Genomic DNA, 18,428 nt, shown 5'->3' with positions numbered 1-18,428 from the left:
GAAATGTCTTGGCAAGTCATTCACGTTAGATTATCATAAAAATAAAACAAATTCACAAATAATCTATAGCAAGCAATCTAAAAAAAATAATGATAAGCAAAAAGCATTCAGTAAAAATGCAATAATAAAGCTGAAGCAAAATCATATAGAGAAAATAGATATGGCATTTACAGAATTAATTGAATTGCATTTGATTTAGTCATAAGTGTTGGGAACTGCTTAAAGGACGTATGGTTAAAATATTTGGTCTAAAAAGTTCTGATAAGACCACTTTTGCTTTGCATATAATTGCTAAAGCACAGAAAATAAAGATGGGCTGTGTACATTTATTAATACAGAACATGCATTAAATATCATATATGTTGTAAATTTAGAACAAACACCAGTTACTTAATAAGTTCGCAACCTCTAACTCTGAAAAGAGCAAGCTTTGCATATCGTTGAGTATTTAGTGTGTTCTAGAGCAGTTGATGTAATAGTTGCTGACTCTGTTGCAGCATTAACTCCAATAGCTAAAATTAAAGAAACATGAGTGATCAGTACACAAGATTACAAGCAAGACTTTTAAGTTATGGACTACAAAAGCTCACCTCCGTAATTAAAAAGCAAATTATATACTGATATTTATCAATCAAATTCGTGTGAAGATAAGTATGGCATGCAAAAATTCTAAAACTACTACGGATGGAAATACGTTAAAATTCTATTCTTCTGTAAGACTTGATATAAGAAAGGTTAGTACAATAAAAGGTAAAGAGAATATTACAGGCAATGAAACAAGAGTGAAGGTTATAAAAAAACAAGGCATCTCTTTGTTTAGAGAAGCAAAATTTGATATAATACATAATAAAGGCATACCGAAACTTGGAGAAATAATAGATATAGGAGCAAAACTTAGGGTGTCCTTGAAAAAGCTGACGCTTATTATTACTATAACAACACACACCTTGAAAAGAACAGAGAATATAAAAAATCATTTCAAATCAAACAAAGAAGTTACAAATGAAGTAAAAGCAAAAATCAGAGACTTACCTGAAAATAGTGGTGATTTCATCATAAATAGAGACGAAAAGAAGCTGGTTTCTTTAGAAGAAGAAATTTTTTAATTTTAGCTAAAACTTGTACCTGGTGAGTTGTTGTAGCACATTTATAATACCCTACAGACTTAGCATGAATTCCATTGTGGAATAATGATTTATCAAATCGTTTAACTATAATATGGCAATTTTTAATGTTATCTTTATACCAAAAAGATTTTATTAAAGTAGCATATATTTTAAAAAAAGCTTTTCATCAAGAGTGATAGATGATAAATTATTAATAATAGATTATTATCAACAAGATTATGTGTTTTAGTTTACCTAGTATAAATAGGGGAGGTTATCTATTTATAGTAGTTTCTTTTATAGTGACATGCATAGCATTCTCTATATCTTGGGGATTTGGTGTTACATGCTTGTTTCCAACATTATTGTGCACTTATTTCTTTCGTGATCCAGCAAGGATTATACCAAGCAACAAGGATCTTGTACTAAGTCCTGCCGATGGTATAATTTCAAAAATTGAAGAAGTTAATTATCCTTTGTCAATAGACAATGGAGAAGAGAAAAAGTTTACACTTGTTAGCATATTCTTGAGCATTTTGAACGTACATGTGAATCGCATACCAATATCTGGTACAGTAAAGGAAATGTACTATAAAAAAGGTAAGTTCGTGTCTGCAATGAGCAATAGATCTGGCAATGAAAATGAAAGGCAGGTTATTGTAATTGAATACACAAAGGGAAAAGAGATTATTATAGAACAAATAGCCGGATTAATTGCACGTCGTATCGTTTGTAATTTAAGAGTATCTCAAAGCGTCAAAGCAGGTGAAAGATTTGGAATTATAAGATTTGGCAGTAGAGTGAACATTTACGTTCCTACTGATATAGAAATAAGAGTTTCAGAAGGGCAAACTGTTGTTGGTGGTGAAACAATTATAGCAAACCTGAATAAGGAAAATGCTCAAGAAAAGCTTATTTTTGACATTATATGAGCAACAATAGCAGTAACAGTAGATCTCTACCTATTGCTAAATTATTCCCAAATTTTATAACTTTATTGGGTTTGTGTTCTGGCCTTACTTCGCTTAAGTTTACATTTAATGAACAGTGGGAGTTTGCAGTAATTTTTATTATTATTGCAGCAATTATAGATGGAATGGACGGCAGAATAGCCAGAATTCTAAAATCAACTAGTGATTTTGGAGCGCAGCTTGATTCTTTTGCAGATTTTCTAAATTTTGGAACAGCACCTGCATTTCTTTTATATTTTTGGAAATTAAAGGAAATTAAAGTTATAGGCTGGATATTAGTGATGATATATGTAATCTGTATCTCAATAAGGCTTGCAAGGTTTAATGTGTCATTAAACGTAGAACAACTTAACTGGGAAAAATTTTTCTTTTCTGGAGTTCCAGCACCAATATGTGCTTTACTTTCTTTATTGCCAATAATTGTTACCTTTCATTCTCAAGAAAGTGAGTATCTACTTCTTATAGAACAACTTTTTAACGTAAAGAATATGACTTGTTACTTTTTGACTATTTCGTTTTTTTCAGTCAGTCATATTCCAACTTTCTCTGCAAAGTACATTTACATTCCCAGAAGCCTGTCTTATATATTTATATCACTTTTTGGAGTATTTATCGTATTCTTCGTCAGTAAACCCTGGATCACTCTACCAATTTTAGGTATAGTGTATACTCTTACTATTCCAATAAGCACCGGACTTTATATATACTACACGTATAAGACTCGTTAGCTATAGATATAAAAAGTAGTGGGTAACATGCTTGTAAAAATAATAAGTGAATTATCAAATTCACTTCTACACGTAAAGGTATTCCTCATTTCATTTATAATCATATGGATAATTACAACTGGAGTTCTTTTGCACAATTTAGGTTTACTAACTTTAGCCTATTCAAGCATAGAATACAAACGCTACTCAACCTAGAATGTAATCATAACGATGGCATAATCACTCATATCCAAGCATTTACAACGGTAATTTCAGAAAAGGTTGGCTACGATATCAGGAATTGTAATAGCCATTACAGTAGGGACCTTAATTCAATTTTTTGAATGATAATTACCGGAATATCTTGGCATGTCGATAAAGTTTATTGAAGTAGCGCTTGCATTTAGTTATCGCCTGAAAAGACAACTGGTGAGGTTCTTATTATATGAAGTACGAAATTGCAAAGATTGAATTTATAAGAATTGGCAGATTTTTCTCATGCACTTACGCAATTATATTGCTTGTTGCACTAACTTTTAGTGATATACCATTTCATACAAATCAAATTGCAGCGTTATTGTGAATAAGCTCTTTGAATACAATATACCTGTCATTATATCACAGCTTATTTTAATTGTAATACCGGAAGGAATAAAACACATTATTTTTGTTGCAACAGGTTTATGCCGACTATGATAGTGTTATATGTAGCGCGTATATACATTTAATCTGTGTCAACAAAAATAATCTACTGGATATTTTGTTTACAATATTTCAAGCCATCTTTAGTAGGTCAGCTATAAGAGGTGAGATATTGAGTGAATTAAAGAGCGAGAAGATCTATCTTTGCTAACGAGGTAGGGGGCACATAAACAACAACCACAGTACATTTAGCTGTAAAAGATCAAATTAAAGTTGTGAGTGTTATAATGATTGCATCGCTCTTAGACATAATACTAGTCTCATTTTTGACTGATATTGTGATAATTATCACTAGTATGCATTGCACTTAACAACGCAAGCGATATTACATTGGTTAGCTCAAGTATTTTCAATAGTCTTGCCTTTATTCAGCAGGCTAGTTCTTCCTTTAATAATGTTTCTCCTTGCGTTTTCCACAAAAATATCTTACTATTACTACTACGAAGTTATCTTATTGTACTTATTTGGTAACAAAAAAGTACTGATATTGCTCCAAGTTTTCATAGCAATTTTGGTATATATTAGTTGTATGTTGAAAAATATAGAATTTACATCTTATTCAGGCAACAGTCTATTTATGTGCCTTATGGTTCCAAATGCTGTTGCAATATATCTACTGAGAAGAGAAGTCTTAAATACAATAGATTCTTATTACAATTCTAAAGGGTATTAAACATGATTTATAGATTGCTTTATATAGTATTATTTTGCCTATTGTTTAATGATGCATACGCTACTTCAGGTTTTTATGAGAGCTACGACGCTATATTAAATGGAATAAACAACTTCATGAATGAAGTGCTGTTTTTTAAAATTTTCTACGTGCCATTTATAATTCTTCTAGTAGCTTTTGGTTATATCTTTTTAACATTGCGTTTTAAATTTCTCAACATAAAGATGTTTAAACATGCGTTCGCTATTTTATGTGGAAAATATGGTACAGATCATCATAATGGTCACATTACGCATTTTCAGGCATTTGTCACTGCACTTTCAAGCACGGTAGGTCTTGGAACTGTTGCTGGTGTCGCAATTGCAGTTTCAATGGGAGGGCCAGGAGCAGTACCTTGGATGATGATTACAGGTTTTTTTGGTATGTCAGCCAAATTCGCTGAAGTGACTTTAGCATTCAGGCACAGAACAAAAGGCCAAGAACAGTTATTTAGTGGTCCTTTTCAATACATAAGAAATGGTTTAGAAGAATTTGGGTTTAAGAAACTTGGTATTGTCTTAGCTGCCGTATATGCAGTGTTTTTTGTATTGTCAGGTCTGGGTGGTAGTGTAGCATTTCAAACCAATCAAATGGTTTCAATGTTATCTGGCTATTCAAATTGGGTAGATAGTCATCCTTGGTTTCTATCTTCTATAATCTCTGCGTTGCTTGCTCTAGTGATTATTGGGGGAATTGGAAGAATAGCGAGAATATCTTCTGCGCTAGTGCCTGTTATGTCACTTATATATGTTTTTAGTTGTATCACGATAATTACGTTTAATATTCATAACCTTGGCAATGCACTTAAAATATTATTTTCCAATATGATAGACCTCAATGCCGTCGATGGAGGAATAGTAGGGGCATTTGTTGCTGGAGTTCAAAGGGCAATTTTTGCCAGTGAAGCAGGTGTTGGCTCCGCTTCAATTACTCATGCAGTAGCTAGAGATGAGGAGCCAGTTAGAACTGGACTAGTTGCGATGATAGAACCATGCTTTGATACAATGTTAATTTGTTGTTTAACAGGAATAACAATAGTGATAACAGGTGCGTACCAGACTGGCATTGGTGAAGGAATATTGATTACTCAAAGAGCATTTGAAACAGTTTCTCCTTGGTTTCCTATACTATTAACTATAGCTGCGCCTTTGTTTGCGTTTTCTTCGGTAATTTCGTTTGTATATTGTTGTGAAATGGGATGGCTATATTTATTTGGTTCAAAAAGTGTTGTAATATATCGCATAGCGGTAGTAGTGATTGCATTTCTCTCAGGTTTATCTAAAGATATAATGACTATTGCTAATATCGGTGGAACTTTATTCTCTTGCTTAGCTCTTATTAACATGACAGCACTTATACTGTTTAGCAGTCAAATTAGTGATGAAGTTCAATATTACTTAAAAAGGCTAAGAAATAATAAAATCTATTAAGTTCTTGATGTAAATATCAGTTAAACGAAAAAAATAAATGAGGATGCCGATCTTTGATGTCAATTCTAATACATAATACTATAAGCTCTCTGATGTACTTATTTGCAATTAAGTTCCACCATCTTATGGTAACATTTTCTTTGGTAAGACCATTCTTAAGAAGCTACAACACACTTGCACGGTTTATACTTCACACGCTAAAATAACACTAAAAGTATGGATATAATGGGAAAACATATAGTTTTTATATTATCCTACATACTAGGTTCAATACCATTTAGTTTACTTATTACAAAAATAAAAGGAATAAATTTAAGAGAAGTAGGTTCAGGAAATATTGGCGCTACAAACGTTGCAAGAACAGGAAATAAGTGTCTTGCTGTCTTAGCATTATTTCTAGATTCTTTAAAAGGGTTTATTGCAGTTTATATAGCACAACAACTTTTTGATAATGGTGATTTTTACATATATGTATCTGCAATTTTAGCAGTTTTAGGACACATGTTTCCTATATGGTTGAAGTTCAGCGGAGGAAAAGGAGTTGCAACAACTTTGGGAATTTTGATAGCACTTAACATCTATTTAGTATTATCATTTGTATTTGTTTGGTTAACAGCATTTTTTGCTTTTCGATACTCCTCTATTGCCTCTTTGACTTCTACTATAGCTACCGTGTTAGCATCTTTCTTTCTTCAAAAAGACTTATTTTTCACACTATTAATTTTAGCAATATTAATTTTTTGCAAACATTATAAAAATATTATGAATCTTCTACAAAATTAGGAAACGTTAGTTTTTATAAGCTATATCCCATTTCTTCTACTACATTACTAACAGATATATCCCCGTTCAGCTTAATATAAATTCCCACTATATAGAGAATGGATAGACAATAATGGAAAAAAGCCATACTCAAACAAGTAAAATAGCAAAGTTTAAATGGCATTAAAATCAAAATTATCGGATGAAAAAATCATGAAATCAGTAAAAGAAATGCTGAAGAAAGTGTAAAATAACGCATATGTTGCAAAAAACTAAATGCTGTAATTGCAACAAAAAAGCATAGCACAACAGCCGTAGCAAAAATATGTCGCATTTTAAGAACAGCACTAACTACATGAATAAAAGCACCTAAAATTTATAAGAGAAGTAAAATTATTTACTCCCCTTAACATTGTAGAAAAATAAAATTGAATCAGAGAATTAATTTAAACAAGTCAAAGTATAGATATAAGAAAATCCCAATATTACCATTAAAGAAATGAGAAATAAAAATTCAGGAAAACTTTTGCCTTGAATGGCCAGTAAGTCTACAGTATACCATAATATGCAAAAAATGAAGTTCTTGTACTACTACGCCAAGATCAATTTACAATGAAAAAACAAGGATAAACAGGAAAAGTTTAAAAAAAATTTTGATAAGCATCCTAAACAAGAGTTATTCATCTTTGATGAATTGCAGTTTAGCACACATTTGAAAATTGGACACAGGTGGTTTAAAAATAGCGTTAGAACACAAGTTAAAGTAAAATTATGTAGACAAAAATTTTTATTTCTGCAGTGCAGCCCATTCTAAAAATGGAGAGCTTAGCTTACTTGCACCGAATGTCAACACTAATTACATGAATATATTTTCTGAACAAATGTTACAATATTTAAGAATACGAAAAGCCTTTCTTGTCATTGACTATGCTAGTTAGTATAAATCAAAAAATTTAAAGGTACTTAAAAATATCAAGATTATATACTTACCACCAATTCACCTAAGCTCAACCTTACTGAAAGACTATGATTATATATAAAACAGAATATTTCACTTAATAAAGTCTATAATACAATTGCTTTACTTAAGGGCGCTTTGTGCAAATTTATTAACTTTCCTTTCTTACTCCACAATTAAGTAACTCTACAATGTCACTCATTTAACCTATATTAACAATAAGAATTAGTATAACTCCTGTGTCACATGGGGAAATAAATACAACGTTAAGCTAAAATAATTTAGTCTTACCAATGATCTGATAAGAAATATTTGTTCAATCTTGACCATAAATCCTTATCAATAAGTTTTAACAAAAATACCTTAGTGCATTTTCAAATATGCGCATTCCATCTCCATATTTTAGCATAGGAATCCCTAAGCGCTTGCACTTTTCTTTTTCAAGTGGCCAGTTATCTTGTTGAGTAAAAAATATTCCCCTTTCTGGATGAGGCATTAAAGCTAATACTCTACCACTTTTATCCGATAAAGCCGCTAGGTCATATGTAGATCCATTCGGATTATGAGGAAATTGCAAGTTGGCATAGTCACCATTTCCATTGATGTAACGCAATGCAACGAAATCATTTTCAATCAATTGATCTAAAACACCTTGATTCATAAAGAACTTGCCTTCTCCATGAGCAATAGGAAGATATAACTCATTTAGATCACGTAACCAAACAGAATTACTTTGTGGACTAACTTTTACTTTAATCCAACGGCATTGATAATTACCTATATCATTACGTGTTAAGGCCAAGTTAGAAAATTCCGGGATTAACTTCACTAATATCTGACAACCGTTACATATTCCTATGATAAGCTTATCCTGAGATAAAAACTCCCAAAACGTATCTAATAAGTTGTTCTTAATACGCAAAGCAAAAGCATTACCAGCACCAGTGTCATCACCGTAGGAAAAACCACCTGGGATTGCAAGTATATTACTTAACCTTAGTTCACCTGGATTCTTTATAATTTCATTAATGTGAATGATCCTTACTTCTATATTGCTGATACCAAATTTTCTACCACATTCTACAAATGCAAACGCAGTTTCTTTTTCGCAATTTAAGCCATAACCAGATAAAACGGTAATTTTCATGAATTAAAAATTAAAAAATTCAAATTTTCTTTTTACAAAATTTGCTACTAAATTTAGAGCAAATAACATTATCAACAAGGCTATAATTGCAATAGCAGCAAGTTCTACAAATGCGATTTCAGGACTACTTGACCATATGTATATTTGTACAGGAAGAACAGTTGCCGGGTCAAAAAAGGATCTTGGTGTGTCAGCGATAAATGCTACCATACCTATTATAAGTAAAGGAGAAGACTCACCTAAAACTCTTGCAACTGCAAGCACAGTGCCATGTACTATCCTTGGTAAGGCAATCGGTAAAGAGTGATCCAATATCACCCTGATATGAGGCGCTCCAAGAGCAAAAGCTGCATCCTTTATTGTAATAGGAACATTAGCAAAGGCATTTTTTGTTGCAATTATAATATTAGGTAACATTATAAATGAAAGAGTCATTCCCCCAACAAGTGGCGAAGAACGTGGTAGTCCAAATATTCCAAGGTAGAGAGTTAAGCCTACCACACCAAATATTATTGAAGGCACTGCAGCAAGGTTATTTATGCTAACCTCCATAATATTAGTGATTATACTATTCCTAGGCATAAATTCGTGAAGACAGATGCCCGACATAATTCCCACTGGTAACGCCAAAGCCAAGCATACTATAATCGTCATTAATGAACCAACAAATGCCCCCAAGATTCCCGCGTTTTCAGGTTCACGAGAGTCAGACTCAACAAATAAAGATTTATTAAAAAATTTTCCTACTCTCCCTTGTTCTTTTAGCCAATTAAGCAACCCAGCATAATGATTGTTAAAATACTTACCCTTGTTTATTGAATTTGTTATACTTGACGCGGTAAACCAGACTTCGTATTTACCACTATGTTTTACTTTCCTACGAACAAAATTCTCTAACTCCTTATAAGAATTACGACTTAAAATCTCGTCACTACTCTTGAAATCAGTTCCCTCAAATATCTTTCGTAAAGAACTATTTAGCAAATTAATAGATTTATACCGCAAATCGCTAAGATTATTTACTAAGGTAAAATCAGTATTTATTTCAATTGGTAATAGAATTTTTGTTACTGTTAAGGCGCTATAAGAGTTAATCAATATACTCAGTAATATACACACAGGGCAGCCAAGCGAAATAACTAGCGTTATAAAAGAACAAAAACATAACGCCTTATCTTTTTTATTCTTCCTTTTGATACGAGCATGCACACGTCTAGACTGAAGCAATTTAAGAAATTTTGTCTTTATGCCCATTTATTTTAGTCCTTTCTTGTTGTTCAAGTGCGTAATGATGTATGCAAGCTAATACTGAAGTCCATTTCTTTCTTCCAGAATCCTATTAGTCAAACTCACACTGTACAAACCTTCCGCATTGTGGTAAAGTAAATACAAGACATAATTGCCAGTATTATTCCAATGCGTGATACTGAAATCCAAGAAAATTTGCTTATCTATAAGTAAACTGATTTGTTGAGTATAAAAAGTGGTTGATCTTATACTAAATAAATGCCTTTGATAAGATTGCATAAAAAGCTGAATACCAATGTCAGCTGCTTTCATGAAAGCGTTTATTACATCACGCCGTATCATATTTAAATACTCTTATAATTATATATCACGCATTGGAATTAATGTTATTAACACCATGTTCCATTCCTACTTAGAACTATTGCTTTTGTAAGTAGCACGCTCTTTTATCCTTGCAGCTTTTCCAAATAGTTTACATAAGTAGTATAACTTTGCCCTACGAACCTTTCCTCTTCTTATTACTTGGACTGAAGCTAATGCAGGAGAGTAAATAAAAAATTGAGATACTATACTTTCTCCATGACTTACTTTTCTAATTGCAAAAGAAGAATGTAATCCTCGATTTCTTTTTGATATACATACACCTTCAAATACCTGCATACGCTCACTTACACCGTCAGCTATTTTAAAAGTAATCTTCAAATCATCACCAGGATGAAATTCTGGCACTTTTTTAGCTAACACCAGCATCAGTTGCTTATTGAACTTTTCAAGTAAATTTGTCATTTGTTTCTCTATCTAATAATTCAGGCCTAAGTTTTTTTGTTATAACTTGAGACTGTTTCTGTCTCCAATCACTTATTTTTTTGTGATCACCAGATAACAAAATTTCAGGTACTCTATGCTTCCTCCACTGCTCAGGTCTGGTATACTGAGGGTACTCAAGCATACCACCACTATAACTAAAACTCTCCTCAATAATACTATCAGAATTACTTACCACACCAGGAATAAGCCTAATACATGCGTCCAGAACCACCATTGCAGCTGGTTCTCCTCCTGAAAGGACATAATCTCCAATACTTAATTCATAAGGATTATACTCATCAATCACTCTTTGGTCAATACCCTCAAATCGACCACATAATATTGTTATATGAGAAAACTCTACCAATTTCTTTGCAATACTCTGATTAAATTTTGTACCAGAAGGAGTCATATAAATAAATCTAGTATCTTTATGAGCAGAAAGTATACTATCAACTGCATCACCAACTACATCAGGACGCATAATCATCCCTGCTCCACCCCCATACGGAACATTATCTACCGTCAAATGCTTATCCTTGGCAAAAAAACGAATATTTACCACTTCAAGGTTCCATATTTTCTTTTCTAATGCTTTTCCAGTAAGGGAATAGTTTAAAAACCCAGGAAACATTTCTGGAAATATGGTTAATATTATAACATTGAACATATCTATAAATTTGTAGTAAATTTAAGTAGTAATTTGATATTATGTCTATAATATATAATTAAATCACACATGTTGCCAGACAAAATAATATATCAAGGTAAAGCAAAGTCTATTATTGAAACTAAAGACCCATCAACCGTCATACAATACTTCAAAGATGAAGTTACAGCTTTCAATAAAGGGAAATATGAAATTATCGAAGGCAAAGGAATAATTAATAATTACATTAGCGCTTTTGTCATGGAAATACTTGAGAAAGCAGGAATTAACACACATTTTATAAAAACTTTAAGTGAAAGAGAACAGTTAGTAAAAAAACTAAAAATTATACCTCTTGAAATAGTAGTAAGAAATATCACAGCTGGCAGTTTTTGTAAGCGCTTCAATATAAAAGAAGGTGAGAAGCTTGCATCTCCTATAATCGAATTTTTTTATAAAAATGACAGCTTAGCTGATCCAATGGTAAATGAAAATCACGTACTATATTTTAGCTGGCTATCTCATGAAGAAATGGAAGTAATCAAAATTACAACCCTCAAAATTAACACAGTTCTAGTTGACTTATTTTTAAATGCAGAAATAGATTTAGTAGACCTTAAATTGGAATTTGGCAGACCAATAAACGATGATACAAAGATCACTTTGGCAGATGAGATTAGCCCTGATAACTGTAGATTGTGGGATAAAAATACACGCAAAAAATTAGATAAAGACGTCTTTCGCTTAAATTTAGGAAGTTTGAAGGAAGCATACTTAGAGATTGCAAAAAGGTTATCAATAAAGTTATACTAATTAAAATACTACTCCATTAAGTGATGGGTTGTATTTTTCATCAAGTTTCCCAATGATCTTAATTTTTTCCCCACATTTTTGGAAATGATTTTCTATACTTTGCATCCTTTTAGGATCTAAAATTAATACCATACCAATACCACAATTAAATGTTCTTAACATTTCTTTCTTCCCCACTTTACCCTCTTTCATCAGCCACAAAAATATATCTGGCCATTTCCAAGAATTGATGTCTATGTCTGCAAATAAGTTTTTTGGAAGAATTCTTGGGACATTATCTATCAAGCCACCACCTGTAATGTGTGCAATACCTTTTACTTGGGACATAATAGGCAGTAAAGAATCAACATATATTTTTGTTGGCTTGAGCAACACTTCTCCCCAAAGTTGATTATCCCACTGAGACAGATCATTGTAACTTATGCCCAAATCTTCAAAAATATGACGCACCAAAGAAAATCCATTTGAATGAATTCCACTTGATTCTAAGCCAACTATATAATCACCTGCTTTCATCATACCGCAATTAGGAAGAATCTTGCTTTTATCAATCACTCCAACCACAAACCCTGCAAGGTCATAGTGATTGCTACTATACATTCTAGGCATTTCTGCAGTTTCTCCACCAACTAATGCTATTTTGGCCTGTTTACATCCCTCTGTAATACCATGAATCACAGATAATAGAACATCTTTGTTCAGAGCACCTGTTGCAAAATAATCAAGGAAAAATAAAGGTGTTGCTCCCTGCACAAGCAAGTCATTCACGCACGCTGCAACTAAATCTATACCTATAGTATCATGTTTATCTACTTCTTGCGCTATCAACAGTTTTGTACCTACTCCATCAGTTGAAGAAACTAGTACAGGATGATCATATTTCTTGCTTAAAGCAGCAAAATCAAATAGTGCAGAGAATGAACCCACTTCACTAATTACTTCTTCTTTTTTATTTTCATCAACAATAAGTTGAACTTCCTTTAGTAGTTTATTATATAATTTTAGATCTACTCCAGATTTAGCGTAAGTATTCATGATCCTTTTACAAGTCCTGTGACTATTAACACTATATTAACAATTCAACGCAAAAAGTACAACAAAACTTTTTCTCAATTGACTATTATATGTCAACCAATATAGGATAACTTAAATCATTTATAATTATCCAATGAGCAAGAACATTAAAAACATACTGTCAATAACAGAGTTATTATCAGGAAAATTGCTTCATGACTTTGCTAACTCTATGAATGGAATAATGTGTGGACTAGAAGAGCTTGAAGTAGTCCATCAAAATGGTACTAATGTATGTAAGGAAGCATTGTTGCTTCTCAGGGAAAGCTCCGATGATTTAATATATAAACACAAAGTTATGAAACAGGCATACTCTTCCTCAGCAGACAATCACAGCTTTAACCAGACCAAATTGAATATTGCAAATTATTTACTAAAAAAAAAATAAAATTCACGTGGAAAATAGATGAATATTTTGTGAAGTGTAAATTAGATTTTATTGAGAAGATAAATAAAATAATCTCTAATATGGTAATAACTATAGCCAGTATAGTGGCAGAAATTGAACAAATGTCTGTTTTGTTGAGTCAAACAAAATATGAAACTCTACTAACAATGCAAGTTCTAAATGATCACAAGCCTCTAAGTAGATCATTAGTAGCAAATCTTAACAAGAAAGAAAATAATAATTTAAGTACAAAAGATATTAGTATTTACATGACTTACCTGTTGCTAAAGCACTATAATGCGAAAATGCACTATACTTGTAGAAACAATTTGCTGGAAATAAGATTTAACCTTAACTTAAAATAATCTCACAGTTCATGAAAAGCGTTAATGAAGAAAATATAAGTTCTTTATTATGACATTAGACTTATTATACAACTTAAACCAAACAGAAAACAGGGCAAATTATACCAATTTTATTGTTAGTGAGCAAATAAGTGATATTGCAGAGTCATTTAATTGCTGGGTGAAAAGAGAGGTAAAAATTTACACAAAGCGTTCCAAGCAAAGCAGTTATATTACGATTTTATTACGCAAAATGTTCTGTTTTATATACAACTAAAGTCTCTCAATAAGATTGAGCTTTGGTAGGCATAGAGTGATAGGTGTATGGCCTCGATATTTTTAGGTACCTTTAAATTCTTTAATTGGTGCTAATTAATACAATTAATGACAAGAAGGCTTCTTACTTCCTTAAATATTGTGATATTTATTCAAGAAATATATTAATACAATCAGTCTTGATATTTGGTACAAACAAGCTAGAACTTTCTTCATTTCCAGGATCTGCTGCACTGTATGAGGGTAAAAATTTTGTCTATCTAATTTTACTTTAACCTGTGTTGTAATACCAGTTTACACTATATAAGGAGCTGGTAGAGAATAATGGGAAAGAAGCCTTACTGAAGTAAGTAAAATATCGAGATTTAATGATATTATAATCAAAATTATTGGATGAAAAAGTCATGAAATCAATAAAAATGCTAAAGAAAGTGCGAAATAGCATATATGTTGCGAAAAACTAAATGCTATAATTGTAGTAAAAAGCACAGTATAATAGCTGTGGCAAAAATATTTGCATTTCAGGAATAGCATTAACTACATGGATGTAGTACCTCAAATTTAGAAGAGAAGAAAAATTGTTTGCCTCAATTTCGTAGAAAAACTCTCTTAAGTTAGATTTAACAAGTTGAAGTATAGATACAAAGGTAATGATAATATTGCCATTAAAGAATGAGGATAAAAGTCTAGGAAAAATTTGACTTAGATGTTAGCAAATCTACAATACACCATATATGTAAAAAATAAAGTTTTTGTGCATTGCGCTAAGACCAGTTTACAATAAACAAGATAAAGGTAGACAAGAAAAGTTAAAAAAACTTGATGAGACTATTGGTAAATATCCTGAACAAGAGTTATTCATTTTGATGAATTGAGTTGATGCACATTCGAAAATTGGTATTGGTGATTTTTAAAGAGTGTTGAAATACAGGTTAAAGTAAAATTAGATAGACAAAATTTTTACCCTCATACAGTGCAGCAGATCCTAGAAATGAAGAAAGTTCTAGCTTGTTTGTACCAAATATCAAGACTGATTGTATTAATATATTTCTTGAATAAATATTACAATATTTAAGGAAGTAAGAAGCCTTCTTGTCATTAATTGTATTAATTAGCACCAATTAAAGAATTTAAAGGTACCTAAAAATATCGAGGCCATACACCTATCACTCTATGCCTACCAAAGCTCAATCTTATTGAGAGACTTTAGTTGTATATAAAACAGAACATTTTGCGTAATAAAATCGTAATATAACTGCTTTGCTTGGAACGCTTTGTGTAAATTTTTACCTCTCTTTTCACCCAGCAATTAAATGACTCTGCAATATCACTTATTTAACGTACTAATAATGAAAATTAATATTAGTCTTTCACGTACAATATCGTAAATGGATTGCAGTATGACGTAGAAAGATCTTGTTTGGGTTAGTCATAGATAACCTTGTTTCAAACAGTAGTTAAAAAAAACTCACAGGATCAACATCTATTATTACTGTAATATTCGAACTTAAGTTACAATTCTTAATCCAATATTTTAATTTTTTTTGTACGGACAGGCTATGCTTATTGTATATTTTTAGCAACACCCTATATCGATACTTATTATTTAAGAAATTTATTGCTGCCGGAGACGGACCAAGAATTTCAAACTCTTTTTTTCTAGATTCTAGGGTCAAGCACTGGAATAATAAAGAAGAAGTAGCAGGCTTTTTGCTTAAACATTGATTATGCAAGAAGCTCGCTATCTCATTTGCTGCTTTTTGTGTCGCAATCCAATTCTTACCGCAAATTATAAGCGCGATTAACCTGCTAAATGGTGGCATTTTTGCTTTGCACCTTGACTTAAGTTCTATTTCATAAAATGAGTCCCTTTTCCGAAGCTGTAACGCTTTTATTACCGAACTTTCAGGATTATTGGTCTGTATTATTACCATTCCTTTTTCATTAAACCTTCCAGACCTTCCTGCAACTTGATGTAATAATTGATATGTCTTTTCTGCTGCTCTCAGATCAGCATTTTCAAGACTCAAATCTGCATTTATTATACCAACCAAAGTTAATTTAGGGAAGTTATGCCCTTTAGCAATTATCTGCGTGCCAATTATAATATTCAACTCTTCCTTCAATACTAGGTCAATAACGTTATTAACTGACCTCTGATCGCTGCTTATAATCGCAGTTCTTGCATTTGGTATTAATTTGACTATTTCTTCAAGTAACTTTTCAATTCCTATGCCATAAGGAGATAATGACTGTTCGCTTTGGCAATTAGAGCACCTTTCTGGAAATTTTAATTGGTAAGAACAATGATGACACACAAGAGCATTTTTTTTCTTGTAGTATACAAGCCAAACAGCACAATTTAAGCATGGAATTTTATATCCACACTTTTTACAAATTACAAGTTGTGCATACCCTCTGCGGTTTAAAAAAAGCATAACCTGCTGTTTTTTCTCTATGGTCTGCTTTATACTTTCAAAAAGCTCATCAGAAATCCATTGCTTATTGCTCTTCATATCTACCACTTTAATGAGTGGGAATTCCGCACCACCGAATCGCTTAGTTAGCTTTACATGGTTGTAATTCCCATTTTTAATATGATAAATAGTTTCCAGTAACGGAGTTGCTGAAGATAAAATTATTGGAATGTTTTCAATTTTAGCCAAGATTATTGCCATATCTCGAGCATTATATGTAATCCCCTGTTCTTGTTTGAAAGACAAATCATGTTCTTCATCAACAATAATCAATTTTAGGTTTCTATAAGGCAAAAAAAGTGCTGATCGTGCACCAATAATTACCTGCGCATTTCCATTTGCTATATTGAGCCAGTTATTCCGGCGAGTTTTTGGAGTAAGTTCTGAGTGCCATTCAGCTAAGTTTCTTGATATCTGACCACGAATACGATTTACCAATTGTGAAGTTAAAACAATTTCAGGTAAAAGAATTAAAACTTGTACATTACCTTTATTTGATATCGTTTCGATATATCTTGGCTTCATTTCAGCACTTGGTAAAGACAGTGTGTTAAATGTTATAGTGAACTTTGCCTTAAACACAAAGGTATCACGCAAGTAGTTAACACTGAAATCAAAAAATCTTTCTTGTAAACTAGGTATGGAAGCTGCTGGTCTTACATTAAAATGAATATCTTTGATGGAATTATGTAAGAAATTGAATCCTAGTGCCAAAGTATTGGGATGATACCATTCTGGTAGAACCAAATCACAATGTTTATACAGTTGTGTATCTTGGTATTGGAATGACAACATCTGAACAGCACTTGAAACGGCAGGCGTACTACTATAGTTCTTAATCAACTGTGCAATCACAGAGAGATAAACTTCTGTTTTTCCAGATCCTGTCTCACCGTCAAGCAAAGTTACTGAATACTTATTCAAATTACTTACTATTTTATTGCTGGCTATCTGTTGTTCAGAGCTTAGTTGGTAATTTATCTCACTTATTTTCTGCCCTTGTTCAACATAAAATAACTTATCTAGATGGTTTACTTTTAATACTCCTCCCATTATCATTTTTGCAAGCATACCAAGAGGTATTACATTATATTGTGCGACCCACTCTGCAAACACAATCAATTTTAGCCTAATATTTGGTAGATTGATCTTTTGCTCAATAAACTTTAATTCTTGATCGTTCTTGTCACTACATTTCCAAACTATTCCGATAAGGCGTTTTTTGCCAAGTGGCACTACCACGTAATCCCCAACTGAAACTTCAGTATTCTCCTCAACTACATATGAAAACAATCGGTCAATTGGAAGTGGTAGTAATACATCAACTGTTCTTACCATAGTGATTAAGTTTAGCATTGTTTTGAGAGTTTTGACTTGATCTTTACGAATTAATTTATTAAGCTAGTATATACAAGTTTATTTAGCTAATACCAATATTCATCATTAATGAATCAAATAAGTGATATTACAGAGCTATTTAATTGCAAAGTGAAAGAGACATAACAAATTTTCAAAGCGCTCTTAAGTAAAGCAATTGCACTACAGAATTTATTACGCAAAATATTCTGTTTTATATACAATCAAAATCTCTCATATAGAACTGGACCCTGGTGAATATAGTGAAATAGCTACACAGTCTCGACATTTTTAGGTGCTTTCAAATTTTTTAAACTATGCCAATCAATAATATAATTCATACCAAGAAAAGCTTCTCGTGTTTTTTAATATTGCAACATTTATTCAAGAAATACATTCATACAACTAGTATTAATATTAGGTGCAAACAAACTAGAACTCTCTATTTTTTAGGACTAACTTCATTGTAGAAATAAAAATTTTATCTAACTAATTTTGTTC

At 31.9% G+C, this 18,428-nt stretch carries 12 protein-coding genes and 3 pseudogenes; 9 read left to right on the top strand and 6 right to left on the bottom strand.

What is annotated here, in order from left to right; translation table 11 throughout:
• The first annotated feature begins 61 nt into the window (after window positions 1–61).
• The 7 genes and pseudogenes from GOY07_RS00260 to GOY07_RS00230 all read left to right on the top strand — a co-directional run bounded on the left by GOY07_RS00260 (window position 62) and on the right by GOY07_RS00230 (window position 7,528).
• A pseudogene (locus tag GOY07_RS00260) lies at window positions 62–1,106 on the top strand (recombinase RecA family protein).
• 239 nt (window positions 1,107–1,345) lie between these two features.
• Complete coding sequence (locus GOY07_RS00255; RefSeq protein WP_175837338.1) at window positions 1,346–2,038, top strand: phosphatidylserine decarboxylase; 693 nt, start codon at window positions 1,346–1,348, stop codon at window positions 2,036–2,038.
• Window positions 2,035–2,805, top strand: a complete 771-nt coding sequence (locus tag GOY07_RS00250; RefSeq protein ID WP_175837337.1) for a CDP-alcohol phosphatidyltransferase family protein — start codon at window positions 2,035–2,037, stop codon at window positions 2,803–2,805. Before GOY07_RS00255 ends, GOY07_RS00250 begins: the two co-directional genes overlap by 4 nt.
• 27 nt (window positions 2,806–2,832) lie before the next feature.
• Window positions 2,833–4,159: pseudogene (locus tag GOY07_RS00245) on the top strand (alanine:cation symporter family protein).
• Window positions 4,160–4,161: 2 nt separating this feature from the next.
• Window positions 4,162–5,628 carry an alanine/glycine:cation symporter family protein gene (locus tag GOY07_RS00240; RefSeq protein ID WP_175837335.1) on the top strand — a complete coding sequence of 489 codons (1,467 nt, stop codon included), beginning with the start codon at window positions 4,162–4,164 and terminating at the stop codon, window positions 5,626–5,628.
• 225 nt (window positions 5,629–5,853) lie between these two features.
• Window positions 5,854–6,411, top strand: coding sequence for a glycerol-3-phosphate 1-O-acyltransferase PlsY (plsY, locus tag GOY07_RS00235; protein WP_175837333.1), 558 nt, complete (start codon window positions 5,854–5,856; stop codon window positions 6,409–6,411).
• 156 nt (window positions 6,412–6,567) lie between these two features.
• Window positions 6,568–7,528: pseudogene (locus GOY07_RS00230) on the top strand (IS630 family transposase).
• Between the two features lie 169 nt (window positions 7,529–7,697).
• Here the strand turns inward: GOY07_RS00230 and GOY07_RS00225 are convergent.
• The 4 genes from GOY07_RS00225 to trmD form a co-directional block, all read right to left on the bottom strand.
• Window positions 7,698–8,495, bottom strand: a complete 798-nt coding sequence (locus GOY07_RS00225) for a phosphoribosylformylglycinamidine synthase subunit PurQ (RefSeq protein WP_175837331.1) — start codon at window positions 8,493–8,495, stop codon at window positions 7,698–7,700.
• Between the two features lie 3 nt (window positions 8,496–8,498).
• Window positions 8,499–9,749: a PstA family ABC transporter permease gene (locus GOY07_RS00220; RefSeq protein ID WP_175837329.1), complete on the bottom strand. Its 1,251-nt coding sequence runs from the start codon at window positions 9,747–9,749 to the stop codon at window positions 8,499–8,501.
• A gap of 402 nt (window positions 9,750–10,151) precedes the next feature.
• Entirely contained in the window at window positions 10,152–10,529 is a 378-nt protein-coding gene (rplS, locus tag GOY07_RS00215; RefSeq protein ID WP_175837327.1) for a 50S ribosomal protein L19, read from the bottom strand.
• Window positions 10,513–11,220, bottom strand: a complete 708-nt coding sequence (gene trmD, locus GOY07_RS00210) for a tRNA (guanosine(37)-N1)-methyltransferase TrmD (protein ID WP_175837325.1) — start codon at window positions 11,218–11,220, stop codon at window positions 10,513–10,515. Before trmD ends, rplS begins: the two co-directional genes overlap by 17 nt.
• Before the next feature lie 69 nt (window positions 11,221–11,289).
• On the opposite strand from trmD, the gene purC reads away from it, so the two are divergent.
• Complete coding sequence (purC, locus tag GOY07_RS00205) at window positions 11,290–12,012, top strand: phosphoribosylaminoimidazolesuccinocarboxamide synthase (protein WP_175837323.1); 723 nt, start codon at window positions 11,290–11,292, stop codon at window positions 12,010–12,012.
• Here the strand turns inward: purC and purM are convergent, their stop codons facing one another.
• Window positions 12,013–13,047 carry a phosphoribosylformylglycinamidine cyclo-ligase gene (gene purM, locus GOY07_RS00200; protein WP_175837322.1) on the bottom strand — a complete coding sequence of 345 codons (1,035 nt, stop codon included), beginning with the start codon at window positions 13,045–13,047 and terminating at the stop codon, window positions 12,013–12,015.
• A 133-nt stretch (window positions 13,048–13,180) separates the two neighbouring features.
• Here purM and GOY07_RS00195 point away from each other — a divergent pair, with 133 nt between their 5' ends.
• A complete protein-coding gene (locus GOY07_RS00195) occupies window positions 13,181–13,474 on the top strand; it encodes a hypothetical protein (RefSeq protein ID WP_175837320.1) in 294 nt (97 codons plus the stop codon).
• A gap of 2,077 nt (window positions 13,475–15,551) precedes the next feature.
• Here the strand turns inward: GOY07_RS00195 and priA are convergent.
• Window positions 15,552–17,909: a replication restart helicase PriA gene (priA, locus tag GOY07_RS00190; RefSeq protein WP_175837318.1), complete on the bottom strand. Its 2,358-nt coding sequence runs from the start codon at window positions 17,907–17,909 to the stop codon at window positions 15,552–15,554.
• Window positions 17,910–18,428: the final 519 nt, after the last annotated feature.

The sequence above is a fragment of the Wolbachia endosymbiont of Litomosoides sigmodontis genome (genome assembly GCF_013365435.1).
Lineage (GTDB): Bacteria > Pseudomonadota > Alphaproteobacteria > Rickettsiales > Anaplasmataceae > Wolbachia.
This window is presented reverse-complemented; position numbering and strand designations above follow the sequence as displayed.